This is a genomic window from Kitasatospora sp. NPDC059577 (assembly GCF_042735475.1).
In the GTDB taxonomy this organism is placed as follows: Bacteria; Actinomycetota; Actinomycetes; order Streptomycetales; family Streptomycetaceae; genus Kitasatospora.
Map to the genome: position 1 here is coordinate 15,072 of NZ_JBHWBZ010000046.1, position 25,127 is coordinate 40,198.

Here is a 25,127-nt window from a genome sequence, read left to right on the forward strand (position 1 = left end):
GGGGGGGGGTGGGGGGGGGCGCGCGCGTGCCTCCCAGCCTCTGAGCGCCGCCGCGCGCGCCCCGGCGGGGGCGCGGGGCGCGGCGGGGGCCCCCCCCCCCCCCCGTACTCCGCCCGCGCGATCCGCTCCCACCCTCGCGAGCGCCACATCCGCGCGGTCATCCCACAGCCGTCGGACCAGGTCCGCAACCGGCTGCGACGTGGCTCACGCGGCGGACGCCCTCCCGGCTTCGACCCCGAGGCATACAAGAAACGCAACACGGTCGAGAGGTGCATCAGCCGCCTGAAGCAGTGGCGCGGTCTGGCCATGCGCACCGACAAACTCGCCATCGCCTACCAGGCCGCACTCCACCTCGCAGCCATCCTCATCTGGCTCCGCAGATGACCAAAGAGACAGGCCTTAGTCGCCACCAGCACCCCGGCTCGGCGGCGCCACCGCCGCGCTGTTGGAGTCACTGGACCCGCAACCGCGTCGACAACCGTCTGTCCACCGTGTCGACGCCGTCACCCAGCTACGCCTGCGGCCGGGTCCCGGCCGCCGTCGGAGAGCCAGCCGAGCTCGCAGAGGAGCAGGCCGTCGTCCGGGGCGAGCGGGAGTGAGGCCGCGGTCATCGCAGTGTCGGCGAGGCGGTCGGCCAGGCCCTCGCAGGGCAGGTCGAAGAGAGATCCGGACCCGGCAGGCCGGGGCGTGGTCCCGGCGCTCGCACTGCGCAGCGCGGTGATGGTGAGGTGGTCGGCCGCCTCGCGGTTGGCCTCGTCGCTCAGGATGGCGAAGATCCGCGCTGACTCGCCCAGGTTCTGCCAGCCGAGCAGGTCCAACAGTGCAGGGTGGACCTCCAGGGCGGATGCCTCGGCGGCTCGGAGGCGGAGTGTGACCAGCGGCCAGTGGCTCTGGGGGAAGGCCACCAGGATGCGGGCGCGCTCGCAGACGGTGTCGAGCAGACGGTGGGCGGTGTCCGCGCGCTTGTCGATCAGGGCGCGTGCCCGGCGGGGGTCCTCGGCGGCTCCGCTCGCGGTGAGGGCGTGTACCAGCACGGGTTCGAGCAGCCGCAGGGCCAGTTCGCGGCCGAGAACTACGGTATCGAGTTCGGCGGCAGCATCCTCCTCCGGGCCCGGGACTCGGCCGGCTACGATCCTGGCCCGGGCGCTGTAGTTCACGGAGCGGCGGAGCAGGTCGTCACGCAGGGGGCCGGCGGGGTTGTGGTGGACGGTGAGCGAGTCGGCGAGGCTGTCGGGTGCTGACGCGTCGGTCCTCGGTCCGAGCAGCCGGTCGACGGCGCGCTGCAGCCGACGACGGATCTCCAGCTCGCGCCGCTCCGTCCCGTAGGGGGAGTTCTGCTGGCGCACCAGGGCTTCGCCGGCCAGCATCACGGCGCGGTACAGCGGGTTGAGGTCGCTGGTGAACACCGGCCCGGACTCTTCGAGGACGAACGGGCGCAGGTCCGGTGGAAGAACCGGCAGGCGCCGGATGGCGATGGCGTCGGCCGGTGGCCCGGGGGGCTCAACGGCTTGGCGCAGCAGGGCTTCGACGGCGGATCCGCCGGTCACGGCCGACGCTCCGTAGCGGTCGAGGGAGCCGAACCACTCGTCGGCCGTCACCAGTTGTCCGCTCCGCAGGGCAGTCCGGCCGGGGTCGGTGACCAACAGAAGTTCGCAGTCGGCGACGCGGCAGAGCTGGTCGACCGTCACGTTCAGCGCTTCGGCGAGTCGTTCAGCTGCCCGGCCGCGCAGGAACCAGCTGTGGACCACGGTGGCGGGGAGTTCGAGGTGGCCGAACCGGTGGCTACGTTCCAGTGGGGAGGTCAGGGTGCGCCCGCAGTCCTCGCAGGACCGTCCGACCCACTTCGGGTTGTGGTGCCTGCCGCAGACGCACTCGTCGTGCCGGTCCTGTCCAAAGATGTCCTGGCAGAACAACCCGCCTGTGCGCGGGCGACCGGTCCGCACCTCGAACGGCCATTCCTGGCGGACCTCGCCGTGGGATCCGGCGGCCACCTCGCTGTCGGTCATCGGTGCCAGGGTGATGCCGTCGGGGCCGAGTCGCGGCACCAGGCGGGCGGCACGCAAGGTGAGATCGAGCCGGCGGATCCCGTGGCTGACGGCAGACTCGAAGGCGACGGGCCGGTCCCGGGGCGGGGCGAGAGGCCCGTGCCCGGTGGTTTCCAGGGCGCCTCGCAGCTCCGTATGCCAGTCGGCGCAGTCGCTGCGCGGTCCGTAGATCTCCATCGCCAGATGGCGGGCGCCGTTGTCGATCAGCCAGCGGACCTCCGCGGGCTCGATGACCTGGGCGCCTACTCCGTCAATGGCCCGTGGTGGCTGACGCAAGATCATGGTGACGCCGCCGGCGGACCAGGCTCCGGTGTCCGAGCTTGCCAATTGGTTGGTGGTGAGGTGGACCCGGATGGTGCGAGCCGATTGGCCCGGCGGCGGCGCCCAGGGGTGGTCGGGGGCAACGACCAGGTGCGGAGCACAGGGATCGGCTGCGCCCGGCGGAGGCGCCGGCCGCGCGCCGAATCCGCACACGATCACAGAGTCGCCGACCTCGTCGTCCAGCGTGTCCCCGTGCTGCAGGGCCTGGTCGACGGCGATCGTCACGCTGACGTGGGTGTCGGAGAGCAGCTGCCCCGGATCCAGGTGCCGACCCGGTACCGCGGGCACGGCGTCGGTGGCCAGCGGCCCGGTCAGCTGCTGGTCCAGCACCGTGCCGGGCCGTTCGCCAGGCATCACCAGGCACCGAGGCCGCAGCACCCGACCCTCGCCGAAGACCTGTTCCAGCAGGCGTTCCTCGGGACGGAGATGGGTTCCCTTCCGCATGGGAGCGACGGCTCCGACGAGCAGCTGCCCCGGTTTCACCTGACTGCCCGGTGCAGCCAGGCCGCACTCTTCAAGGCTCGCCGTCCGGGCGGCGCTCATGTCCGTGGGGCTGGCGGAGAGTTCAGCGTCGGTGGGTAGCGAGAGCTGCAGCTGTTGCAGCCGGGGCACGGTCAGTGAGCGCGGGTCGGCGTGGTCCGTGGAGAGGAGCGCCGCCTTGCCGTGCAGCCTTGCCGACGAGGTGACAGTGCACTGGAAGGACACAGCGCCGAGACCGACCAGGTCGCTTACCCGGAGCCCGGGCACGGCTGCTCTGCCGAGTCCGCGCCAGAAGCCGCGAGTGTGCGACATGAAGCGACGGGCCGACTCACCGGAGGGTTGGATCAGGTCACGGATCAGGTCCTCGGCAAGGGCGGCACGGCTTTCGCCGACTCGCAGGGCGCTATCGAGGATGGAGGCGAAGGTCGTCCGACCGTCGCCGTCGAGTGCGTCCTTCAACGCGATGAACCGGTTCCCCTCGGGGCGGTCGCGGTCGTCGGCCATCACGCCGCTCTCCCAGAAGATCGCGGGCGGCCCGAAGCCGGGTTCCCCGTCGCGTTCGTACAGTCCGATGGGTAGCGGCAGCAGCATCAGGCGGTCGCGGGTCCGGCTGATCGTGCTGTGCCGGCCTTCGAGGACGAGGTCCACGGTGAGCGGCAGCAGGTAGTCGGTGGGACGGGTTCCGCCACGTTTGACCCGCCAGAGGTTGGCCAGCGTCACCCGGGTCCGACAGTCCGGGCAGTGGGAGTAGGCCACCGGCTCCCCGCAGTCGGGGCACGGGGACGCGGTCGCGTCGATCCTGCTTTGGCCGGTGGTCGCGCCGCACGGACAGGTGTGCTCGTAGCGGCGGGCGAATCCGGTCAACCGCCCGCAGGAGCACTGCCACTCCCCCAGCTCGTAACCGACCAGACGCAGCCTCAGCCGGTCGGAGTGGGCATCGTCGGAGGCCTCGTCCGGGTCCTTGTCGGGGAAGAACCGCCGCAGCACGCCGTCCAGTCCGCCCGTGCGCTCCTGCGGGAGCCGGTCGAGCTGCAGGAAGTCGGCGTATGCCCGGCAGTGCTGCTCCTGAACCGAACGGCTCTCGGGCGATCCGGGCGGCCGCTGCTCCAGGAAGAGGACCTGCAAATAGCGGATCAGGTCCGGTTCCTGCGTCAGGAAGTAGGTACGGGCCGCGTACAGGTCCGCCCGCAGGCCGTTGACGCCCGTCCACTCCCTACGCAGCCGCCGGAACTCCCCGTCCAGGATGTCCGCGAGCAGGCCGTCGCCGCACTGCTCCAGCGCGGCCTGTTCGATGGCGTGGCTGACGGTGTACTCGGTGGGGCACTCCCGCCAGCGCCGCGCGAGCTGGGCGCGGCTGCGATCGATGCCGCCGCTGAGCTTCCTCTGCCGGATGTAGGCGAAGAGCGCCTCGGCCCCCTCCGTCAGCTGGGTCATCCGAGGCCGATCCGGCTCAGGAAGTACTGCCGGAACCGGTCGTGGCAGATGCTGTAGATCTCGCCGCTCCTGGAAGGGGCGCCATCTGGCACGGATCGGCGGCGGAAGAGCAGGAAGCGGTGGATCTGCTGCATGACCGTATCGAAGTCCCAGGTCAGCCCCGGGACTTGCTCCATCAGATCACGCGCGGACAGCGGCCCTTCGAGCAGGAGCGCCAGGATCTCACCGTGCTGCTCCGTGCGGCGGGCGCGGGCGAGCTGGTTGAACTGCTCGTCCAGGTAGCCCTCCAGCCCGCTGGGGGTACGGTGGATGATCTCCCGGGTCAGGACGCCGGCTGCCGCGTCCTCCACCAGGAAGCGCAGGTAGAACGGGTCGCCTGCGGAGACCTGATGGACCCCGGCGACGAAGTCGGCGTCCTCGGCCAGTCCGGTGGCCGCTCCACCGGCCAGCTGCAGCAGTTCGACCAACACCGCTTCGTCCAGCCCCTGCAGCTGCAGGTGCAGACCGGCGTTCTTGGGGGACAGGCCGATGGCGTTCAGGCAGGACCGCTGGTCGCCATAGGTACGACCGGACAGCAGGACCACCAGGTCCCGTGGCAGTTGCTGCGGGAAGACGTGGCACAGCCGCTCCGGCTCCTTCAACTCGTCGATCGCATCCAGCACGATGACGGTGGGTTTCTTCGGCTCATGGCTGAGCAGGGCGCGGAACCGCCGCTGCACCGTCTCCTCGTCGCTCCCCCGCACGTGCGCGGGGTCCAACTGCTCGCACAGGCAGTCCAGGACGTGGACCGGCTTGACCGGATCGAAGAGGCCCTCACCCCGGCCGCTGTAGGCCTGACTGATGAAGTGGTAGCGGAAGTCCGGGTGCCGGCTGACCAGATCGGCGAGCAGCGAGGTCTTCCCGTATCCCGAGCCCGCCTCCACGAAGACGTAGCCGGAGCCCTCGGTGCGGATGTAGTCGGTGATCCGGGTGCTCTCGGCCTGCCGCCCGGCGAAGAGGCGGGTGTGGTTGTCGATCAGGTCCCGGAAGAATTCGCGGGTTGCGAAGTCCTCCGGCCCTGGCCTGCCGCGGGACTGACGCACCGCCGGTGTACCGACCGTGCTGCTGATCTGGCCGTACCCCTGGACGACGCGGACCAGGACCGCGTGCTCCGTGCGCCACTCCTCAAGAATCGTCCTGGCCTGACTCAGGCGAACCCCGGTTTTGCTGGAGTGGACCCTGCAGGCTGTGACGAAGGCGGAAACCGTCTCCCAACTGGGGAGACTGAACACCCGCGACGCACCTTCGCTGCCGGGCTCACCGGTGAGTAACGTGCTGATTCCGCTCGTGCTCAACCCCTTTCCGATCGCCTGCACCAGGTTCTTCCCTGTGGGGTTGCCCGCGTCGATCTTCAGCTCGTTCAATCGCGCGGCGAACCGCTCGAGTGCTTTTTGTGCTTGAGGGTTCTGCGCCGACCCCACCCTGTCCCACCCGATCCTGCAGGGAACCGGCACCGGCACCCTCGCTCTGCGTCCACCCCGACAGCACTGCCTGTCCACGATCGTTCGCCCGGACAGGGCACCAAGCGTAGTCCTGGGCGTGCGACCACAGGTCCGATTCCGCGATTGTCCGCACCTGTCCGCAGATCCCCACCGCAGCCCGGCTGGCAGGAATGCTGGTGCCCAGCCCGGCCAACCGTCCTGGCTCACCATCACCTACTCTGGAGAACTCCATGTCCCGCAACCCCAAGCCCCATCCGACCACGGCCTCCTCGGACGAGCGGGACCGTGACGAGCGCCCGACCGCGGCCCACCCGGAGGACCGTTCCCTCACCGGCCGCGTCCTTGGCGGCCTGGCAGCCGGCACCGCCCGCGCCGTCACCACCTGGCTCCTCGACCACCTCGGCGAGCAACCGCACTGAGCTGTAACCCATCGAGCGCTACAGGCCCTGGAAGGCCACCGATTTACAGCCGGGTTGACGGACCGGCAGGATTCCGCCGATGCCCGACAGCCCGGAGTTCAACGTGGATGGCGCACCCAGGCGAGCGACTGCTGCTCCGGTGCGCCGTACGGTTCCGGATGGAGGTGGTGGCCGCGTTCCTGCTCCGGCTCGTCCTCCTCGACGGGCAGCGGATGGGCCATCGCCACCGTCCGAGGAAGCACCCGTCGGACCGGCGGCGAAGGCAGGACGAGCTGGTTCACGTACGCCCTCACGCCAGCCGTGCTCGACGACTGGTGGACGGACGGTCGACCAGTACTTCGGCTTCCCGCAGCTCGCCCTGAGTGACAACTACGTCTACTTGCGCGAAGTGAGTCGCGGGAGTCGGCGCTGGTCTCTATACGGGGCAAGCTGGGCCGGACCCCGACGACCGGATGCCCTGCTTTCCGCAGTCCTGGACCGATGCCGAGTGGACACCCCGGCATCCTAACGAGCCGGTGGCCTCGCGGGACAAGCTGAGCATGGAATACCTCTGCTACGTCGAGCCCGACGGCTACGACCGGGTGGTGTTCCGAGGTGACGTAAAGGCCAACGAGTTCATCGCGTTCTGGCTCAAGGACGGCCGAGTCCTCGCCGGTATGAACATGAACATCTGGGACGTCACCGACCCGATCCGCGAACTGATCGTCTCCAAGCGCATGGTGGACCCTGACCGCCTGGCCAACCCGAACGTCCCCCTCGGCGAGGCCTGACTGGGCGTTTCGTCCCTGACCTCTGAGATCAGGTTCCGCGCCAGGTCTGGGTGGTCTCGCCGGTGAGTCGGCGGGTCATGAGGCCGATCATCGCGGCGGCGAACACGGCTTCGGAGCGAGCCAGCAGGGCTTCGTAGTCGCGGGCCAGGCGTCGGTGGTTCACGAGCCAGCCGAAGTTGCGCTCGACTACCCAGCGTCGGGGCTGGTCGACGAATCTCCTGGTCATAGGGGCGCGGCGGACGATCTCGACGTCGATGCCGACGGTGACGCCGTGTTCGACGCCGGCGGTCTTGTAGCTCATGTCGGCCCAGGCCTTGCGAATGCTGGCGACCTGGGTCAGCAACTACCCGTCTGCGGCGTTGTCCTGAACACTCGCGGCGGTGACCAGCGCCAAGAGCAGCAGGCCCGGAACGCCGGTCAGAGATGCCCGAGCCTCGCGTTGTCAGCAGGGGGCTCGTTGTGATCAAGGTCCGCGCGGAGGTTGTCGAGGAGGTCGTGAGCTGCCCAGTCCGGGAGGGTTGTGGCCGGTGGGACCCGGAGTCCGGCTTGGCGCCGGAGGGATCCCTCCTTGAAGACGGCTTCGGTGATCCAGGCGAAGGTGTCGTCGTCGAGGAGGTCGGGGTGGCCGGCCGCCGTGTCGGCCAGGTACTCGGTGTCGGGGAAGGCGGCGGTCACCGCGGCGGGAAGGGTGCCGTTGCTCGCCGCGCGGGCGATCGCGCGGCGGGTGGCGGTCTCGTACCAGCCAGATCCCCACCATTCGCCGACGGATTCGGTGCGGGAGCCGTGCAGGGTGAGCATGCGCAGGAGGGCTTCGGGGCCAAGCGTCTCGTCGGCTCGCTGCCAGAGGTCGATCTGGCGGTGGATGGAGGCGAGGATAGGCGTCCAGCCCTCTTCGAAGATGTCGGCGAGGGCCTGGCCGTCGGCGAGTCGGCGGGCGGGTGCGGTGAGGGCGAGTCGTACGGCCGGCCAGTCGACGCCTTCGGTGTGAACGTGCGGCATGACGGCGCGGGTCGCGGCGATGTTGGCGCGGGCCATGGTGATGTCGCCGATCTTGAAGTGCCACTCCTCGACATCGCTCTCGCGACGCCAGCACCATTCGGCGATGCCGCGGGCCGCCGACGACGGAACCGGGTCCGGGACGATCAGCGGGTGGGTGCGCAGCCCGGCGCCCATCCGCCAGGAGAACTCCTCGCCCAACGCGGCGATGGCCTCACGCCCGTCACCGTCGCGCCGGTGCCGAGCGATCGCGTCATGGATGGTGTCCGCCCACAACAGCAGGACCAGGTCGTGGCGCAGCGGTCGCGCTTGTTCGGGGACGTGGATGCGGGTGGCGTCGAGGAGTCCGGCTTCGGCGAAGGCTCGGCGCGTGGCCTCGGTCTTGGCGGCTTGGGTGGGGTGTGTGCTCAGGTCGACGGTGAGGGGTTGGTCGAGTGGGCACAGCGGGGGCAGGCTGTCGTCCCAGTCCCAGTGCTCGGTCAGGTCGTCGACGGTGAGCTGGGCGGCGGTGGGGTCCCAGCTGACGCTGAGGTGGAAGTTCGAGCGTGAGTACTCCCGGTACAGCGGACCGGTGCCGGGCTCATCGTCCTCGTCGCTCTCGTCCCAGGGTTCATTCTCGGTCCAGCCGGCGTGGCGGAGCGGTGCGGTGAGTCGGGCGAGAAGCCGGGGGCCGGTGGCGTGCGGTGACAGGGGGTCGGGCGGTGCGCTGTTCATGGGTGGCCTTCAGTACGGTCGCGTGCGGGCGCTTGCGTGGTGGCTGTCACGGGGTGTCGCGTCCGGCTGCTTCGGCCTTCGCCTGCAACTCGTGGACGATGCGCCGCCAGCGCCGCGCTCCGCTCGTGTACCAGTGGTCTTCGCCGATCGGTCGCCAGTCGGCGAGTTCGCGGAGCTGTCGGATGATCGTTTCCGTGTCGAGGCGGTCGTGGCCGCCTCGCCCGGGGTCGAGTTCCTGCGCGATGTCGTGGAGGCGGTGGGCGGCGCGGTAGTAGGACAGCTGGGTGTCTGTGAGACGGCGGATGGCGTAGCCCTGGCACTTGCTGCACCAGTCGTAGCTGTCGTCGTCGAGCAGGTCGGCGACGGTCAGCAGGTCGTCGGCGGCGACGACGCCGTGTTCCCTGGAGTGCGGGCAGAACAGCGAGTGGCCCTTGCCCTGGATCCGGGGGTTGGCGTTGGTTGTGTAGACCTGTACGTCGGCGAGGACGCCGAGCGGGATGCCGCTGCCGCCGCTGCGCCATCGGTCGGCGTCCGGGGCCTCGAACGGCTCGAGGTCGAGGTCCTCGGCATGGGCCAGCAGCCCCAGCCACACCGGGCGAGGAAGGCTGCGGGAGCGGCCGTGGTCGTCGTACCCGCCGTCCAGTGTCCGCAGGTCCCGCACGCCGCGGGCCATGGCGAGCAGACGCAGGTTGCGTTCCGCGTCCTCGTGCTCGTACCCGAGCCAGGCCGCCCGTGTGGCGCCCTGCGCCAGGCCGAGGTCGTCACCGTGGAGAGGGTCGTGCGCACTGCGCGGGTACTGCGGCCAGAGGCTCTCCTGGCCTTCGGGCCTGGGGCCGACCTTGCGGATCCATGGTTCGATCACGTCTGCGGGGAGGTCCGCTGTGCCGGCGAGAAGGAAGTACTGCCATCCGCGGTCCAGGCGCTTCTCGATCACTGGCAGTGGCAGGACCTCGGCTCCGCCGTCCGTCGAGAAGACGGTGTACAGCTCGTCCGCGGCTGCGGGCCACATCGAACGCAGCAGGCGCAGATGCTGCGCGGTGAGCGGCTGGCGTTCGTGGACCGGGGTGTCGTCGAAGATCCCGGGCCGGAGCGGGCCGGCCGAGGGTACAGGCACGGTGGGGGCGGGCCTGTCCTGGTGGGCTTCGCAGTGGAGGTGGTGGGAGCGGGAGAGGAGCCGGTCGACGATGAGCTTGGGCACGCGCAGGGTGAAAATGCGGCCCGCCCAGTCGGCGTCGGCAAGATGGGTAATCAGCACGCCGTTCGTCCAGTCGTCCAAGTCCCGGAGGAAGCCGTGCTCACGCCAGGGCGGTGTCGGGTCTTCCTTGACCTCGGGCAGGCGTACGGACACCCACTGCAGGCCGCCGTGCGCCGAGGACGTGGCCGCTTCCCGGGCCTGGTTCTCCCAGGTCGCGACAAGCTCGTCGACTGCGTCACGGGTTTCGGCGTACCCCTTCCGATTGGGGCGGATGCCATGAGTGGAGCCGTAGGCAAGGTAGGTGCGCGCGCTTGGCCCCTCCCAGCCGCGCCCGGCCTCGCCCTGCCACTCACGCCAGAGCGCCTTCAGTCGCACACCGACTTCCTCGCCAGTCCCGATGGCGCTGAACGCCACATCTTCGCTGGGGAGTTCGGGCTCTTCCATGGCCGCCGCGGCAGCGGCGGCCACGAGCCCTTCGGAGTCGACGAACAGCACAGCCTGAGCCCGCAGGACCTCCAGGTACTGCTGCTTCGCGGCGAGCTTCGGCTCCGCCCACTGCGCCAGCCAGGGGAACAGGGCGACGCCGGCCCGGGCCAGGTGGAGACTCGTGGCCGCGCCGCGCCAGGTGGACAGCACGCTCTCCAGTAGACGCTTCGCCTCGTCGCGCGCTTCCCAGTCCTCCTCATCCGGCTCCTCGTCGTCCTCAGGGACAGCGGCGGCCGGCTCTACAGGCTCCGTGCGCAGCAGGGCGGCGGCGGACTGGATCACGTCCTGCTCCCAGCAGTCATCGGGGTCCGGTGCCGCGTACTGCTGCAACTGGTACAGCAGCCCCAGGCCGCCCAGCGCCCGCAGGAAGATGCCGAGGCCGCTGGTCGGCGATGCCCACTGTCCGGACCCCGCGCAGCGCGCGCACAGCCGGCCGATCGTCTCGGCGTTCAGCGGCAGCTGGGTCGTTGTGATGTCTCGGGTGCGCAACTGGGTGCAGGTCGCGCTGATGTGGAACTTGGCGTTCTTGCTTCTAGCCGCGTGGACGGTGATGGGTGCGTCCTGGAAGGGGCCGAGCGGAATGTCGGCGGTGAGCGGGCTGTCGAGCACGTGACTCCCCTATCGGTCTCGGCTTGGGAGCCTAGCCGGGGGTACTGACAGCCGACCCGGAAACCGTCGCGGTGGGGCGCGGCGGTTGACGGTTGCACGGTGCTCAGGCCTGGCAGCGGGCTTTCGGCGACGGCGATCCGGGTGCCGTCGGCCGTGGTTGTGCTGGCGCAGGGTCTGGTCCGGCTCCGGGGGCTCCGGCCAGTGGCGCAGCCTCGGTAAGTAGACCGGAGAAGCGGGGAATTTGCGGTGGCGTGGCACAGGGTGGCGGAGGAGCTACCGGCAAGGCGTCGTCTTGGGCGAGGACGCCGCGATGGTCAGCCGGTCACCATCGGCCGCGGCGCTTGTGTCCGGCCCGGTGCGGCCAAGGCTACCGCCGCTATTGGGCGCTGGTGGGATCGCGGTTCCGCGTGGGAGTCGCCTCGGCTGGCATTCGTCTGCGCGGCTGGGCTGATGTCAGGTCCGCCGGTCCGGTAGGCCCCAGCTGGCCGGCATCGTCTCCGATACGGTCAGCCTCATGACACAGACCTTCGCCTCACCCGCCGATGCCGCTGAGGCCATCATCAGGGACGTCCTGCAGATCCGGGAAGAAGCGCACCGGAAGGCTCATGATGCAAGCCAGTTTGGCGGTGGAGTCAACTTCCAGGACATGGAGCACACGCTCAGCGCGATGCGCGAGGATGCGATCCTGCGGTGCCTGGGCCACCTTCTGGGCGTCGCTGACGACGCCTCGGTCGACAACTACGTCTTGAGCTGGGCCGCAGAGCGCGAGATGGATCTGGATGAGACGTCGGTGCGCGTTCGGGAGTCACCGAATGCCACCGAACTCTACAAGGCGCGCGCACAGGCGCAACTGCTGGGCGTGCTGCGCGAGATGGGAGAGGCCGGCATGCTCAAGACCAAACTTCTTCCACTGATCGGGGAGGCGGACAAGAGCGCGTGGCGCGGAAGCAGCCGGTGGCTCGAGGAGTGGCTCGGCGACAGCACTGTGATCGCTCGACAGCGCGGTCGCAGCACCATCTACGTACACCGTGACTTCGCCGCCCCCAACGTCACTGGAGGACTTCATCCGTTTGGGGATGCGGCGACGGTCCTGAGCTGACTTGTCGTTAGGATCTCTGGCATGTCTGGTCGCTCCTCCGCCGATAGCTCCGAGCGTGCTCGCGCCCACCGCCTGGGTCGCCAGCTGCGAGCACTGCGAGAGGATCACGGCTTGACCCGAACCGAGTTGGCCTCCGCAGCCGGCGTACCCCTGCGCACACTGACCCGTTTAGAGACCGAGTGCGTCGCGCAGCCCGGACTGTTCACCGTCGCGGCGTTGGCGCGAGCCCTGGAGGTGACGGTAGACGACCTGGTGGCGGCTGCGGGTCCGGTGCCGGGCCTGTGGTCCACGGGTTACGAGGGCCGCACGATCGACTCGTTCGTGGCGGCGCTGGTCGATGCCGGCGTGGACGCGGTGGCGGATGTCCGGCTGACTCCGATCAGCCGCAAGCCCGGGTTCAGCAAGTCTCGGCTGAGTGCGGCCCTGGCCGAGGCAGATATTTCCTATCTGCACCTGCGCTACCTGGGCAACCCGAAGGACAATCGGGCGCCGTTCTGGGACGGCCGGGTCGGCGAAGGCCTGGCAGCGTTCGCCGACATCCTGGCGACGGAACCGGCCCGCCGGGAGCTGGAGGAACTGGCCGGGTTGGCCGTCGAGCGTTCGGTGGCAGTGCTGTGCTTCGAGCAGGACGAGCGCCGCTGCCACCGCCAGGCCGTCCTGGCTGAACTGCACCAGCGAACCGCGCTGCCCGTCGCCGACCTGGCCTGATCCGCTGCAACTCCACGCCGCGCACGCACCCTTGCGCATTCGGCACCGTGCCCGCCCAATGGTGACAGGAGTCGGACCAGGGGGCTGGAATGGTGGCATCGGGCTGGGAACGAGCGCGCATCCTGATCACGGTCAAGACGTATCCCGACGTTTCGCACAAGTACCTGGAAACATGCTGCGTCGCCGGCATCCGCCTGGACAGCGACCCGGTGGGGCATGTGCGGCTCTTCCCAGTCCCGCACCGGTTGCTCGACGAGGAGAAGCAGTTCGGGAAGTACTCCGTCGTCGAGGTCGACGTCCGACGCCACCACGGCGACCGGAGACCCGAGAGCCTGCGACCCAACCTGGACACCCTCCGGGTCGTCGACACGGTCAGCAGCCGGAACGGCTGGGCCGAGCGCCTCGACATCGCCAGACCGCTGATCCGACCGTCCCTGTGCGCGATCAAACGCCTCCAGGCCGCCGACGGAACCTCCCTCGGACTCTTCCGCCCCGCCCGCATCGACTCCTTCCGACTCGCCGACGCCAACCCGTGGACCGCGGAGCAGCACGGCATCGTCAACCAGACCGACGTGCTGCATCCCGACCACCGACCCCTCGAATGGGTTCCCTACGAGTTCCGCTACCGCTTCCACTGCGACGACGACACCTGCCGGGGCCACGACATGGGCTTGCACGACTGGGAAGCCGGTCAGTCGTGGCGCAAGTTCCGCCGCACCTACCCCGCCCACCGGCTCACCGACGTCCTGCGCGAGCGGTGGTGGACCAGGATGGTCACGCCCGATCGGGCCACGCACTTCTTCGTCGGTAACATCGCCGCCCGCCCGAGGACGTTCATGCTCCTTGGCGTGTTCAACCCCACGATCGCCGCTCTCACCGCCCCGCGCCAGGACTCGCTCTTCTGAGCGCGCACTCGGAGTCTTTACCGGTATCAGACCGCAAGCGTGTGAGGCCCTCATGGGAGCAGCCCCACCACCGCGAAGCCCGACGGTTGGCGGTGGAGTCCTGCTCACTCGGACCGGCGCAACGCCTGCTGGAATCCAGCACCGCCAGGGCCCGGCCGCTGGCGACGGGCACGTGCTCACCACGCCGACCAGCGGCTGGTCGCTCACGTTTCAACATGGTTACTTCGCTGCGTCGCCGAGTGCGGCCGCCCTAGCGTGCCGGTTCGGGGAATGGCAGCTGCCTGCGGCAGCAAGAAGGCACTTGAGGGGTTCATGTATCTGGCACGCGTGCAGGCCGAGAACTTCCGAATCTTCGGCGGTCCTGCCACCGACTCGGATCCCGGGGCGGCCCTGGACCTCGCTCTTCAACCTGGCCTCACCGTTCTGGTCGGAGAGAACGACAGCGGCAAGAGCGCCGTGGTCGACGCGATCCGCCTGTGCCTGACATCGAGCGCCGACTTCAGCCGCATCACAGCGGACGACCTCCATTACGGTGCCGGTGGCAGGGCCGACTACCTTCAGATCAGCTGTACGTTCGAAGGCCTCGACGACCAAGAACTCGGCTCTTTCAGCGAGTTCCTGACCTCGCTTCCGGGCGAGGCGCCCCGGCTGACCGTGATCCTGCGGGCAGAACCGTTCGACCCGGATGTGCCCCACCGCATGTCCGTCAGGGTACGTGCGGGCGAGACCGTGATCGACGGCGAAGCCCGCGAGCGGCTTCGCGCGACATACCTGCGGCCGCTGCGCGACGCCGAAGGAGAGATGCGGGCCGGCCGCAACTCACGACTGTCGCAGATCCTCACCCAGTACCCCGGCATGCAGGACCAGCGGGAGGACGACTTCAAGGCCACCGAGGACAGCGCCGGCACCTTGGTGGGCATCCTGCAGCGCGCCGACCACCACATCAACGCCAACGCTCTGGTGCAAAAAGCCCGGGACGAGCTCAACAGCGGATACCTGAACAGATTCGCCATCGGCCAGGACATCCTTGCCGGCATGATCAGCATCGCCGCAACCGCATCGCTCCAGAGCGTCCTGGAGCGCCTGGAGCTTGCCTTCGCGCCCGACCCCGGCCTCACTGAGTCGACTCGTCACGGCCTCGGCTATAACAACGCCCTGTTCATGGCCGCCGAACTCCTACTACTGGGCCGGGAAAGCACCTCCCCCATCCTCCTCATCGAGGAGCCCGAGGCCCACATGCACCCACAGCTGCAAACCCGAGTCGTCGACCTACTCCAGGACCGCAGCCGCGGCGAGTCTCCGGTCCAGATCATCGCCACCACGCACAGCCCGCATATCGCCTCCAGCGTGTCGGTGGAGCACCTGACCCTCGTGGCGCGGGGCCGGACGTTCCCTCTCCGGCCGGAATGCACCCAACTCGATCGCTCGGACTACGCGTTCCTCAGCCGCTTCCTGGATGCCACCAAGGCGAACCTCTTCTTCGCCCGGGCGATCGCCATGGTCGAGGGAGATGCGGAGGTCCTGCTCCTGCCCGCACTCGCCCGTGTCGCCGGCCACTCGTTCGCCGAGAACGGCGTCAGCATCGTGAATGTCGGCAGCACCGGCCTGTTCCGCTACTCCCGAATCTTCCAGCGGACAGACTCCGCCATGCCGCCGGTGCACGTGGCCTGCATCACGGACATGGATCTGGCTCCCGACGGGGCCGACAAGGAAATGGCCAAGGAACTCACGCGGTGGAGCAGCCTGACCGCGGCGGAGCGGAGCGCGCGCGTCATAAAGAAGCAGAAGCGCGACGGCGGGGCCGTCCGGACCTTCGTGTCGAACTGGTGGACCCTCGAGTACGACTTGGCCCGCGCCTCATGGCCGATGGCAACGCTGATGCACCAAGCGATCAGCGCGGCCAAGAGCAACAAATGGCCGACATCGGAGGACCTCGTGGGAATCGAGGAGACTGCGGCCATGGAGGTGAAGAAGTGGCGGGAGGACGACAGTCTCTCGCTTGAGGAGTGCGCGCTGAGGATCTACCGTCCGCTGCGCGTGGGTGGCACCAGTAAGTCGATCGCGGCCCAGCACGCTGCCCGTCTGCTGGAGAGATCCGGTATCGCGCCCAGGGACCTGCCGAGCTACCTGGTGGAGACGCTCGACTACCTGCGCGGGAGTGCCCGGTCGTGACCCTGCCTCTGTCCCCCACCGCCCTGGACCGTGAAATCATCGAAGCCAAGGCGCGGAGCATGGGCCTCGCTCTGACGTCTCCCGAGCAGTTCGCGTTCTTGGAGGCCCGCGGCCCGCTGCACCTGCAGGCAGCCCCGGGCTCGGGCAAGACCACCCTCGTTGCCCTGAAACTCGCATTGTTGGCGGACGGCTGGTCGTCCGACCGCCACGGCATCTGCGTCCTCTCTCACACCAATACCGCCACCCAGGAGATCGCGAGCCGACTGACTGGACGGGCACGGCGGTTGGAGCACTACCCGCACTTCGTCGGGACGTTCCAGAGCTTCGTGCACACCTTCCTCGCTCTACCGGCTCTGCGTTCGCTGAAGGTCGCCACCCGAGCCGTCGACGACCAGGCCTTCGCCGCCCAGGCCCGCAGGCTTCTGGACCTGGGCCAATTCACGACGCTGAGGGCCTACCTGAAGCGGCGGAGTGATGGGCTGAAGATGGTCACCGAAGCCACGTACGTCTTCGACCCCGCCGAGCCGGAACTACAGATCCGGGTCGACGGCCTCAATCGCGGCACCGCCAGCTACAGGCAGTTGATGAAACTCAAGGAGCACCTCTGCCTGCGCGGCGTCTTCCGCTACGCCGACATGTATGCAATCGCCAGCCGGCACCTGCACCAGCACCCCCGCCTGGCCTTCGGCCTGCGTTCCCGGTTCCCGTTCGTCCTGATCGACGAGATGCAGGACACCGGTGAGGAACAGCGCCGCCTGTTGGAAGCGGTGTTCAAGGACGATGCCGTCGTCCAGTGTGTAGGAGACGTCAACCAGCGCATCCTCAGTGCAGATGGTGTCGAACCTACGGCAGGGAGCTTCCTTAACGAGAAGGCGATGGAACTCCCGGTGAGCCTGCGCTTCGGCGCGGGGCCCGCGAGAGTGGCAAGCAGGCTCGCGGTTCACCGCCCGCAGGAAATCCGAGGCCACGGACCCGAGAGCGCTCTCGCCATCATCACCTTTACCGAGGACAGCATCGTCCGGGTCCTACCCGCTTTCGACGACCTTGTCCGGCGAACAGTGCCGGCCGAAGCCGTCGCCGCGCACCCGCCGAAGGTCCTCGGCGCTCGCGAGAGCCCAGGCACCTCACGGCTCTTCCCCCGCGCGGTCGGCTGCTACCTGCCCCATCCGGCCACCGGGACGGCGGTGGAGGTAAGTCGGCTGCTTCAGGCCTACCGGCATGCCAGGGCGGTCCTGCTGCACACGGGCCAGGTCGGTCCAGCAGTCACCGTTATATGGGGAGCCGTCCGCGCTCTCCTCTGGGAGCTCCAGCCACCGACCACGCCCCTGACTCTGCCAGAGAGCCTGCCGCCGTTCCTCCAGCTCGACCGCAGACCCGGCACACCGGGCCACCACCTCCGAGTACTCCTGGTCAGGGCATTGCACGACGACTGCGACACTCCCGCAGCCTGGGAAGACTTCGTGAGCCGCCTCGGGAGGCTGGTGGAGGAGGCCGTCGGCGCACCCGTCCCGGTGGACAGAACCACCTATGCTCTCTGGCTGTCCCACACGCCGCTGCCGCCGTCCTCGGAAACATCCCTGTCCCCGGTGCTCACAGCTACCGTCGCGAGCGCGAAGGGCGAGACACACTGCGCGACCCTCGTCCTGGAATGCGTCACCAAGCACGGGAGGAGCCACGACCTCGGCAGCCTCCTCCCCGTGATCACCGGGGAGACTCCCGCCGGCAAACTCAATACCACCGGCCGGCACGCCGCGATGACCACCTTCGTCGCAGCCACGCGCGCCAAGCACCTGCTCGCGCTCGCCGTCCACGAGGACCGCGCGAACCCCTACCTCGAAGCCCTAACGCGCGACGGCTGGTCCGTAGTCAGCCTCTGAATGGGCGTGCGGTTCGGTGTGAGACCTTTCAAAGACAACAGCAGGGCCGGACATCGCCGCGCCTGATGGGCAGCCAGGTCAAAGCTGTTGTCCCCTTCCGGGTTAATGGCGATTGCGGCTGCCTCCACCGAAAGCACCATGCCCGCAGACCGATTCCCCATGCGCGCGCGAGGTGGACGTGCAAGACCTGGAGGAGGCCGCGCGAGCAGGAGACCGCGGGCCGTCATGACGTCCTCGCCTGCGAGCATCCCAGCAGCGTCGTGGTGGGCGGGCATGGTCGTGGAGTTGACTCTGACCAGCGACAGGCCCCTAAGTCCCTCGCGAGGGCGTTCCCGGGTCCTGGCCCGATGCCGAGTGGACACCCCGGCATCCTAACGAGCCGGTGGCCTCGCGGGACAAGCTGAGCATGGAGTACCTCGGCTACGTCGAGCCCGACGGCTACGACCGAGTCGTGTTCCGAGGCGACGTGAAAGCCAACGAATTCATCGCGTTCTGGCTCAAGGACGGCCGGGTCCTCGCCGGTATGAACATGAACGTCTGGGACGTCACCGACCCGATCCGCGACCTGATCATCTCCAAGCGCGTGGTGGACCCTGACCGCCTGGCGGACCCGAACGTCCCCCTCGGCGAGGTCTGAGACCCGACCGGAGCCCTGGCCGACGAGCAGCCGACCGATCAACGCTGCGCGCCGCACGAACCGGACCGGGTTCGGCGGCCAGGGCTCCATCCGGCGGGCGTACACACCCTCGGCCACGAGGGACGTCTTCGCCTCCTCGTCCGGCCGCCGGGCTTCGGGGCCCTCCGAGTCGAAGCCGCACGGCTCACCCGGCTAGCGATCGTGGATCGGGGCCGGGTAGCCGACAGCGAGCGTCTCCAGAACGGCCAGGCCCATCCCGAGCCCTCTCCCGTCAGTCGGCGGAGACCTCGACGGACTCCAGGAGTAGCGGCGGGGGGTGAGGCCCAGCCAGCACCGGGACGAGTCCGTCCCTCACGTGCGGCCAGCGGCCGTCCTCGTCCACCGCCCGCTCGGTCTGGTGGGCGGCGGTAGCGGCGCCCCGGCGGATGCGGGGCGCCAGGTTGAGACGATCCGACATGGCAGCCTCTGATGCACACATGAGGAGAACTCGTGCTACCGGCGAGGCGCCCGAAACACCAGAGGAGGCCCGACACCACTCGGGGGTGCGACACCCAGAGACCCGAACCCACTTGACCCCCAGTCGCCCGGCGATGTGCGTGTCAGCGTGCCGTGCACTGAACGGAACGCGTTGTTCGTGAAGAAGGGCATGCATGCTCGCATCTCAGTCCATCACGTGTGGTCCCTGTGGCGTCCCTCCGGGGTGGGTATCCGAGGCCGCGGTCGATGACCCCTTCAACCAGTACAAGGCTGGTGCGACATCGTCCGCTTCGCCTGCGGCACCGACGCCCGTCTCGGCAAGATCCCCACCGTACGCGCCAACGACATCGACGCCGAGACCTGAGCTCCGGAGGTGTGCCGGCACAGATCACCACCTCCTCGGCGGCCCGCTGGTTCGGCGGGATCGAGGCTGGCCCAACTGCGCGCCGGCTCTACCGCCTACACCTGCGCCCGCCAACGACCACCGTGCGGCACGCCGCCGCACCCAATGACGAGAGGAGCCGGGCCGGTCTGACCTGGCTCCCCTCCGTGCCCCACCTACCCGAAGAGGCGCGATCCACGGACGCCAACGGTGACGGTAGAGTGAGCCACCTGTCACAACAGATCAGACGGCGTCGATCCATGCCGTTAAGCGGGGCAGCTACGGAGGCTGACGTGGATCACGAGCCCAGCGAGCTTCGGAATCTACTCACGGGCCTGGCTGTCGCTTCTGGCAACTTCGGGTTCCTCCTTCCCCACGAGCCACTCCAAGTCACCGTGGTAGGCGGTCAGGACGATGGCGGGCCAGCCGGCTCGAGCAGCCGAACATGGCGCCACACGTTCGTGTAGGTGCGCTGGGCCTCCCGTGCCCAAGAAGGGGGCGTGTGCCAGTCGACGGCCACCTCGCGCTCGCCCCACGCCACCTGCATGATCCGGCGGCCGGTGGCGAAGCTCTCGACGAGATCACGGCGCAGGAACAGCAGGTGCCCGCGCCAGGGCTTGTCCACGCTGAAGACCGCGGAGGCGCGTCGGCCGTCCAAGCCCACGAGGTCCAGGGTGCCGGGCAGCTGACGCAGGCCGAACCGGGCGGCGAACTCGAAGGAGGGCACATCGTAGGACCCACCCAGAGCGCTCTCCGATTGGCTGTCGGAGGAGAATTCAACAGCGACTTGGTCGAGGCCGATGCCTTCGGTGTCCTGCCAGTGCCGCAGAATTTCCGGCTGTGGGTAAGTGGCCGATGTGGGGGCGGAAGCTGGGTCGAACCTGGGGCTCCAGGGCATTTCTGTGGCCAGTACGCCGCGGGCCGTCGGCAGTGAGGGAAAGAAGTCGTTCCCCGGATAGGCCTGATCTGTGGCGTACTGCCGGGCGCGCTGGGCATCTTCGGGGGCCAGCAGAAGGGTCCGGAAGAACCCGAACACCGTCCGGCCGTCATGCTCGTGGGCCAGGTAGCCCTCGACCAGAAGCCAGCCGCCGTCCACATCATGGATCTCCGCCGGAGACCAGAGCTGGTCAGGGACTTCCACAGGGCCGGACGTGACCCAGGTCCGGTGGTCCTTGGACTCCGTGGATGCCCAGGACGGCAGGGGCACGGGCGCGGCCGGAGGCATGTCGGGGAAGCCCGGGTCGATGTCGGGCATCAAACGTTCCGGATCCCCGAAGGGGGCCGGTGCCTGTCCGGCATCCACGAGACGGCCGACCATTTCGTGATAGGCGATCCAGCTGTACTTCTTGCCGTAACGCTCCACCTTCCTGGAAGAGCTATGCCGGCGCTCGGCACTCATGGCGATGTCACGGTCGAGGCTGCCGAACTCTTGGCTGCGCCATCCGAGTTCCCAGACACGGGCTCTGACCTCGGTACGAGCCTGGCGGAAGTCGGGGTGGGTGTAGTCGTAGTTGTCGCGGCCGTTGATGGCCGCTCCGATGACGTAGTTCTCGAAGTCCATGTGCATGGTCCGGTCGCACTCTGCAGCATGGGGATCGTCGTCGGCCATCACCTCGGCTGGTTCTGTGGCAGTGAACCTCAGGTTATGGGCGTCGACACCGTCCGGAACGGCGGTGGGGTGGAGAGCGTCGGCGAACTCGAAGGTCGCCCGTACGTAACCGCGCAGTTGCTCGTGGGAGGTGGGAGTGGCCCCACCCTCGAGGAAGCTGTCGTGCAGTTGCGCAAGCCAGTCTCGCAGTGCCTGCTCGAACGGCCCTGCGGGGTCGGGCATCTGATGGCTGCTGGCGGCGCCGAATGCGGCGCCGACGAGGCGCTCGACGACGTAGGGGTCGTCAACGTCGAGCATCCTGGCCGCGAGGTCGAACAGCCGCTTGGGTTCCGGCCGACCGTACCGCTGGAGTGCCTTCGTGGCGAGGTCACGCAAGGCCGTGTCCGTCGAGGTCAGCAGCCAGGAGATGGCCAACGCGTCCAGGTCGTCGCTTTCGGTACGGCCTGCCTGGGCCTCCCATCGGCTGACCGCCCGCTCCAGAGCCGTAGTGAGCACTCCTGAGGCCCGGCCGCGGACCCACTCGGTCCAGTACAGGTCGCGTTGCGCAAGGGGAAGCCGCCTCATGACCCTGTCAAGGAATGCGGCGTTTAGGCGGTGCGGGGCGGACCTGCGCACCTCCCATAGGCGGTCGAACACATGACGGCGGCCTCGGTCGCTTAGCCAGCGTGTGCCGATGAGGTCCTCGAGCGCGTTGACGGTCTCGTCGTCCAAGAAACCGGACTCGGTGGCGAGCTCGCAGATGAGCGCGAAATCGCGGTGCTCGGCCGGGGCGGCGCGCCACAGGTGACGCCTGGTGAAGCGGCGTGGGAGCAGGCCGATCAGGCCGATGGTGACATCCTCGCCAAGGGAGTGGGCCTGCTCGCCGAGGAGGCGATGCCACAGGTCCGGCTCCGCGAGCTGATCGTGGACACCGGCGTAGGTCATGCGTCCCAGGAGCGAGTCGGCGATGAGGTATCCGGCGAGGCGGTCGAACGCGAAGGCGCACTCGGCGTCGTCGAATCCCTCCGTCTCCTGGCGGATGAGGACTCCTTCCTCCACAAGGCGCCGGAAGAGGCTCTCGTCCCAGTTCTGCCGGCTCGCGTCGAGGATTTCCCTGGCCGTGTCGGACGGGAGCCGGCGGAGCTGATGTGCCCACATGTGCCTTGCGAGGTCCGCGAGGCGGCGCTTGATCTGGTCGGCGGGCACGTGGATGCGCGCCGGATCCATGGCCAGGCGGTTGGCCACACCATCGCGGTACAACTCGAAGACACCCACCAGAGACTGGGGCAGTGCTTCCGCACCCACCGGTGTCTGGCGTCCGGGGTTCGCGGCCTCGCAGTACATGCGCACGAACAGCGGACTGCCGAAAGCATCCGTCGGAAGCCACGCATCGGACGGGTTGATCTTGTACTCGCGGAAGTAGACCTTGACGATCTCGGCGACTTCCGCACGCTGCCACTCCAGGTCCAGCCGCGTGGCGCCCTCGGGGAGGACCTGGTCCGCGTGTGCTTCACGAAGAGTGACGATGACCATCACGTAGGGGTAGTCGCCCAACGCCGGCATCAGCTCGGCGATCAGCCTGCGCCATTCAAGTGGTCGCTCGGCCTCGTTCAGCCCGTCAATGATCAGCGGGATTCGGCAACCTGTGCGCATACCAGAGGAGTTGAGCGCCTCGAGGAGCTCCTCGAAGCGGTCTGCCTTCATCCCGGGGATCTTGCGCGCGAGGTCGTGGAGAGTTCCGCCGGCGCGCAGGCTGCCGCCTTGGATGAACACCCCTGCTGTCGGACGGTCGGTCGGTGCGGTCATCTGCGCGGAGAGGTGTGTCTTGCCCTGCCCTGCGGCGGCGGTGATGGCGAGCAGCGGCGCTTCGGCATCTGCTCGCGCGATGCTGATCCACTGGACGATGTCGCGGATTTCCGCCCCTAGACTGGCCACCAGCAGCGCTTCGGGTCGCCGATATCGCCTCAGGTTGGCCACCAGGCGTCTCAGCGTGCGGGGAGAGGTCGCCGGTGGCTCGTGGTCGGCAAGCCGCTCACGGACCTCCCCAAGCCGAAGACCCCTGCCGGCATCGATGATCTCTCTCAGATCCGCGACGAACTGGTCCAGGTCGTCAGCGACCGCTGAAGCGTCGACACGGGAGTCCGGCCCCAGGCCACTGAGGGCGCTGCGAAGCGCTTCAGCCCGGGTCGCAACGTCGTCGGCACGCTGCTGCAGCCAGTCGAACGCCGCCGGGCGCAACAACGCCCGGTCGATGTGGTGCTCCGCTCGGGTTGAAGTGTGCAGGCGGGGCATCCACCGGAGCCGGACCGGCGCAACGGATCGCTCATGGGCTTGTTCCAACACCTTTGGGTCGAGGGTGAGCTCGCCGAAGAAGGTGGCACGCAGCTCGTCATGCCCGGCCAGTTCGGCGTCGAAATTCTCGGCGCACCACAGCTTGACCTTGACGGCCCCCTGGCGGAGGCCGTCGATCCACTCCTCGTCGTTCTTCGCTGGCCGCTGCGGCAGGCAGAGAACGAAGTCGGTCAGCCCCTTGACGTGCTTGACCGCCAGCTCGAGGGACTCCTTGATCAGTTTGCGCTGACCGCTGGTGAGCTCGTTCTTACTGTTGAGGGCGAACCATTTGCATGACCATCCCCAGACCCTGCCGGGGTCGCCCAGTGCGCCGGGGTGGTCGACGCACAGGTAGAACTCGACGCCGGGCTGGTTGCGCCGCTCTCGCATCCTTCCCAATGCGCCGTAGCGCCGGGAAACGACGGCCCGCGTCAGGGCCTCGAAGTTCTGGTCGGCGGCACCGGGCAGTCGCTCCAGATCAGTCAGATCCACTGTCACTCCGCTCGCTCACGTCCGCCCGCGGTGTCGCGTCCTCGTTCCATTCGTGCTGGGAGAACACCTCGACCTTCGCGCCGTAGTGGAGGAACACTTTCAAGAACCCCTGCACATCGGACTCATCGGTCCAGAGCCTGACGGTCTCGGCGTGACGGGTGACGCTGTGGTCGAACGCATAGTTGTCGACGTCGGAGCGGCCCATGTCGTACAGCTTCATCCCGGACAGTGCGTCGCTGATTTCGCGGGGCATGCGCTCATCGTGGGTGCGCCAGTCGTCGTCGGACCACACGCTTTCGGCGAGTTCCTGCAGTGCCTTCATACATTCCTCGGCTGCCTTCGCGCCGGCGACTTCCTGGAAGCGGCCGATCATGACGAGGTTCATCGAGTGCTCCGAGCCGTATCCGTTCCAGATCCTCATCGTGGTCCTCTCAGCGCCTGGATGGCGTCCATGATGGAGGCGCCGACCGGTGTGCCTGTGGAAGCGTAGGCGTGGGGGCGCAGGATCCCCTCGGCGTCGACGTGCATGTGAGCGTCCAGGGGGTGCTCGCCCGGCAAGGCCTCCGCGACGGGCAGCGCTGCTTCGAGACCGGTGCGGGAGATCGCGAGGCGGACCCCAGCTTTGGCAGCCGAGATCCACGCGACAAGGCGCTGCGCGTCGGCCTCGCCGATCCCTGGGGTAGCCGCGGTCGGCTGCTCCGGCAGGAGCAGCAGCTCGGCGGCTCCGACATCGACCGCGAACTTGGCGACGGCGTCCAGTTCACCGATGGTGTCGGCGTTGACCACCGTATTGATGCCGAACGGGACGAGGGAGGCGAGCAGAGAGGCCGCGCGGACGACGGAGGTGAACGGCTTGCCGCGAAGTCGCTCGTAGGTGGGTCCGATTCCGTCGACCGACAGGCGGACGAAGTGCACGGCGCCGCGCAGGGACTCGACGAAGCCGGGTGTAAGCCGGTGCCCGTGCGTAGTGAACGTCACTGCCATCGACGTGGACTGGGAGATGTCCGCGCAGAGTTGGGGAAATCGCCGGTACGCGGTCGGCTCCCCGCCTCCGAAGCCGACGCCCAGGCACCCGGCCGCATCCAGTTCGACCGCCCAGGCCAGCACGTTCTCCGGGTTGAGGGCCGCGGCATGCTTGGACGCGTAGCAGTACGCGCAGTGGAGCTCGCACGCATTCGTCAAAGCGACGGACAGGTACCGGGGAGCGGGAGAGAACTGCTCAGCGGCGACCCGCACCTCGTCAAGCAGAACATTCATCCCGGAAGCACGGTCGAACAGGTGAGCGCCACAAGCGGACAGGCGGGTCTTGAACGTCATCGGCAGCATCATGCCACCAGGGCCCGTTACGGCGGGACAAGAGGGGGCAATCCTTACTGGGCATTTCACCCTCGGTGCGACCGACCGGCCCCCGTGACAGGTCGAGCAACTCACGATGTGGCGCGCCGGCCGTCCGCGGTCTCCACGTCGGGCCGAAGGGCTTTTCCTCCAGTGTGGCCCGAGCCCTAACCA

18 protein-coding genes and 2 pseudogenes are annotated in these 25,127 nt (G+C 68.5%); 10 read left to right on the top strand and 10 right to left on the bottom strand.

The window, feature by feature from the left end; genetic code table 11:
• The coding region (locus ACFV0O_RS28695; protein ID WP_380346565.1) for a transposase at positions 1–384 on the top strand (384 nt) is incomplete at its 5' end.
• A 119-nt stretch (positions 385–503) separates the two neighbouring features.
• On the opposite strand, the gene ACFV0O_RS28700 is transcribed toward ACFV0O_RS28695, so the two are convergent.
• Entirely contained in the window at positions 504–4,280 is a 3,777-nt protein-coding gene (locus tag ACFV0O_RS28700) for a hypothetical protein (protein ID WP_380346566.1), read from the bottom strand.
• Positions 4,277–5,362, bottom strand: coding sequence for a hypothetical protein (locus ACFV0O_RS28705; protein WP_380346567.1), 1,086 nt, complete (start codon positions 5,360–5,362; stop codon positions 4,277–4,279). The genes ACFV0O_RS28700 and ACFV0O_RS28705 overlap by 4 nt, the downstream gene beginning before the upstream one ends.
• Positions 5,363–5,507: 145 nt before the next feature.
• On the opposite strand from ACFV0O_RS28705, the gene ACFV0O_RS28710 reads away from it, so the two are divergent.
• Complete coding sequence (locus ACFV0O_RS28710) at positions 5,508–5,720, top strand: hypothetical protein (RefSeq protein ID WP_380346568.1); 213 nt, start codon at positions 5,508–5,510, stop codon at positions 5,718–5,720.
• A 271-nt stretch (positions 5,721–5,991) separates the two neighbouring features.
• Positions 5,992–6,180 carry a hypothetical protein gene (locus ACFV0O_RS28715; RefSeq protein WP_380346569.1) on the top strand — a complete coding sequence of 63 codons (189 nt, stop codon included), beginning with the start codon at positions 5,992–5,994 and terminating at the stop codon, positions 6,178–6,180.
• A 98-nt stretch (positions 6,181–6,278) separates the two neighbouring features.
• Here ACFV0O_RS28715 and ACFV0O_RS28720 read toward each other — a convergent pair whose 3' ends face one another.
• A complete protein-coding gene (locus ACFV0O_RS28720; protein ID WP_380346570.1) occupies positions 6,279–6,473 on the bottom strand; it encodes a hypothetical protein in 195 nt (64 codons plus the stop codon).
• 240 nt (positions 6,474–6,713) lie between these two features.
• Between ACFV0O_RS28720 and ACFV0O_RS28725 the strand changes: the two are divergent.
• Positions 6,714–6,950, top strand: a pseudogene (locus ACFV0O_RS28725) (oxidoreductase C-terminal domain-containing protein); the annotation flags it as partial.
• A 28-nt stretch (positions 6,951–6,978) separates the two neighbouring features.
• On the opposite strand, the gene ACFV0O_RS28730 reads toward ACFV0O_RS28725, so the two are convergent.
• The 3 genes from ACFV0O_RS28730 to ACFV0O_RS28740 form a co-directional block, all read right to left on the bottom strand.
• A complete protein-coding gene (locus ACFV0O_RS28730) occupies positions 6,979–7,251 on the bottom strand; it encodes a transposase (RefSeq protein WP_380346571.1) in 273 nt (90 codons plus the stop codon).
• Between the two features lie 116 nt (positions 7,252–7,367).
• On the bottom strand, positions 7,368–8,660 hold the full coding sequence (locus ACFV0O_RS28735) for a hypothetical protein (RefSeq protein ID WP_380346572.1): 1,293 nt from the start codon (positions 8,658–8,660) through the stop codon (positions 7,368–7,370).
• Positions 8,661–8,706: 46 nt separating this feature from the next.
• A complete protein-coding gene (locus ACFV0O_RS28740; protein WP_380346573.1) occupies positions 8,707–10,950 on the bottom strand; it encodes a hypothetical protein in 2,244 nt (747 codons plus the stop codon).
• Between the two features lie 514 nt (positions 10,951–11,464).
• Between ACFV0O_RS28740 and ACFV0O_RS28745 the strand changes: the two genes are divergently transcribed.
• From ACFV0O_RS28745 to ACFV0O_RS28770, 6 genes and pseudogenes are all read left to right on the top strand, one after another.
• The gene (locus tag ACFV0O_RS28745) at positions 11,465–12,049 is read left to right on the top strand and encodes a hypothetical protein (protein WP_380346574.1); all 585 of its coding nucleotides are present in this window, start codon (positions 11,465–11,467) and stop codon (positions 12,047–12,049) included.
• A 21-nt stretch (positions 12,050–12,070) separates the two neighbouring features.
• A complete protein-coding gene (locus tag ACFV0O_RS28750) occupies positions 12,071–12,757 on the top strand; it encodes a DUF488 family protein (RefSeq protein ID WP_380346575.1) in 687 nt (228 codons plus the stop codon).
• 89 nt (positions 12,758–12,846) lie between these two features.
• Positions 12,847–13,662: a hypothetical protein gene (locus tag ACFV0O_RS28755; RefSeq protein WP_380346576.1), complete on the top strand. Its 816-nt coding sequence runs from the start codon at positions 12,847–12,849 to the stop codon at positions 13,660–13,662.
• A 270-nt stretch (positions 13,663–13,932) separates the two neighbouring features.
• Positions 13,933–15,834, top strand: a complete 1,902-nt coding sequence (locus tag ACFV0O_RS28760; RefSeq protein ID WP_380346577.1) for an ATP-dependent endonuclease — start codon at positions 13,933–13,935, stop codon at positions 15,832–15,834.
• Positions 15,831–17,711 (top strand): UvrD-helicase domain-containing protein, encoded by a 1,881-nt coding sequence (locus tag ACFV0O_RS28765; protein ID WP_380346578.1) that lies wholly within the window; start codon positions 15,831–15,833, stop codon positions 17,709–17,711. The genes ACFV0O_RS28760 and ACFV0O_RS28765 overlap by 4 nt, the downstream gene beginning before the upstream one ends.
• Positions 17,712–18,111: 400 nt before the next feature.
• A pseudogene (locus tag ACFV0O_RS28770) lies at positions 18,112–18,348 on the top strand (oxidoreductase C-terminal domain-containing protein); the annotation flags it as partial.
• Positions 18,349–18,619: 271 nt separating this feature from the next.
• On the opposite strand, the gene ACFV0O_RS28775 reads toward ACFV0O_RS28770, so the two are convergent.
• The 4 genes from ACFV0O_RS28775 to ACFV0O_RS28790 all read right to left on the bottom strand — a co-directional run bounded on the left by ACFV0O_RS28775 (position 18,620) and on the right by ACFV0O_RS28790 (position 24,935).
• Positions 18,620–18,805, bottom strand: coding sequence for a hypothetical protein (locus ACFV0O_RS28775; RefSeq protein WP_380346579.1), 186 nt, complete (start codon positions 18,803–18,805; stop codon positions 18,620–18,622).
• 808 nt (positions 18,806–19,613) lie between these two features.
• Positions 19,614–23,618 (bottom strand): NACHT domain-containing protein, encoded by a 4,005-nt coding sequence (locus ACFV0O_RS28780; RefSeq protein WP_380346580.1) that lies wholly within the window; start codon positions 23,616–23,618, stop codon positions 19,614–19,616.
• Positions 23,605–24,039, bottom strand: coding sequence for a DUF6375 family protein (locus ACFV0O_RS28785; RefSeq protein WP_380346581.1), 435 nt, complete (start codon positions 24,037–24,039; stop codon positions 23,605–23,607). The genes ACFV0O_RS28780 and ACFV0O_RS28785 overlap by 14 nt, the downstream gene beginning before the upstream one ends.
• On the bottom strand, positions 24,036–24,935 hold the full coding sequence (locus tag ACFV0O_RS28790) for a radical SAM protein (RefSeq protein WP_380346582.1): 900 nt from the start codon (positions 24,933–24,935) through the stop codon (positions 24,036–24,038). Before ACFV0O_RS28790 ends, ACFV0O_RS28785 begins: the two co-directional genes overlap by 4 nt.
• Positions 24,936–25,127: the final 192 nt, after the last annotated feature.

What these genes read in the sequence shown, in the direction of transcription:
- ACFV0O_RS28750 (WP_380346575.1), top strand. Translation starts at nt 12,071, where the DNA reads ATGTCTGGTCGCTCCTCCGCCGATAGCTCCGAGCGTGCTCGCGCCCAC.
- ACFV0O_RS28715 (WP_380346569.1), top strand. Translation starts at nt 5,992, where the DNA reads ATGTCCCGCAACCCCAAGCCCCATCCGACCACGGCCTCCTCGGACGAG.
- ACFV0O_RS28755 (WP_380346576.1), top strand. Translation starts at nt 12,847, where the DNA reads ATGGTGGCATCGGGCTGGGAACGAGCGCGCATCCTGATCACGGTCAAG.
- ACFV0O_RS28790 (WP_380346582.1), bottom strand. Translation starts at nt 24,935, where the DNA reads ATGACGTTCAAGACCCGCCTGTCCGCTTGTGGCGCTCACCTGTTCGAC.
- ACFV0O_RS28785 (WP_380346581.1), bottom strand. Translation starts at nt 24,039, where the DNA reads ATGAGGATCTGGAACGGATACGGCTCGGAGCACTCGATGAACCTCGTC.
- ACFV0O_RS28735 (WP_380346572.1), bottom strand. Translation starts at nt 8,660, where the DNA reads ATGAACAGCGCACCGCCCGACCCCCTGTCACCGCACGCCACCGGCCCC.
- ACFV0O_RS28745 (WP_380346574.1), top strand. Translation starts at nt 11,465, where the DNA reads ATGACACAGACCTTCGCCTCACCCGCCGATGCCGCTGAGGCCATCATC.
- ACFV0O_RS28775 (WP_380346579.1), bottom strand. Translation starts at nt 18,805, where the DNA reads ATGTCGGATCGTCTCAACCTGGCGCCCCGCATCCGCCGGGGCGCCGCT.
- ACFV0O_RS28760 (WP_380346577.1), top strand. Translation starts at nt 13,933, where the DNA reads ATGGCAGCTGCCTGCGGCAGCAAGAAGGCACTTGAGGGGTTCATGTAT.
- ACFV0O_RS28730 (WP_380346571.1), bottom strand. Translation starts at nt 7,251, where the DNA reads ATGAGCTACAAGACCGCCGGCGTCGAACACGGCGTCACCGTCGGCATC.
- ACFV0O_RS28700 (WP_380346566.1), bottom strand. Translation starts at nt 4,280, where the DNA reads ATGACCCAGCTGACGGAGGGGGCCGAGGCGCTCTTCGCCTACATCCGG.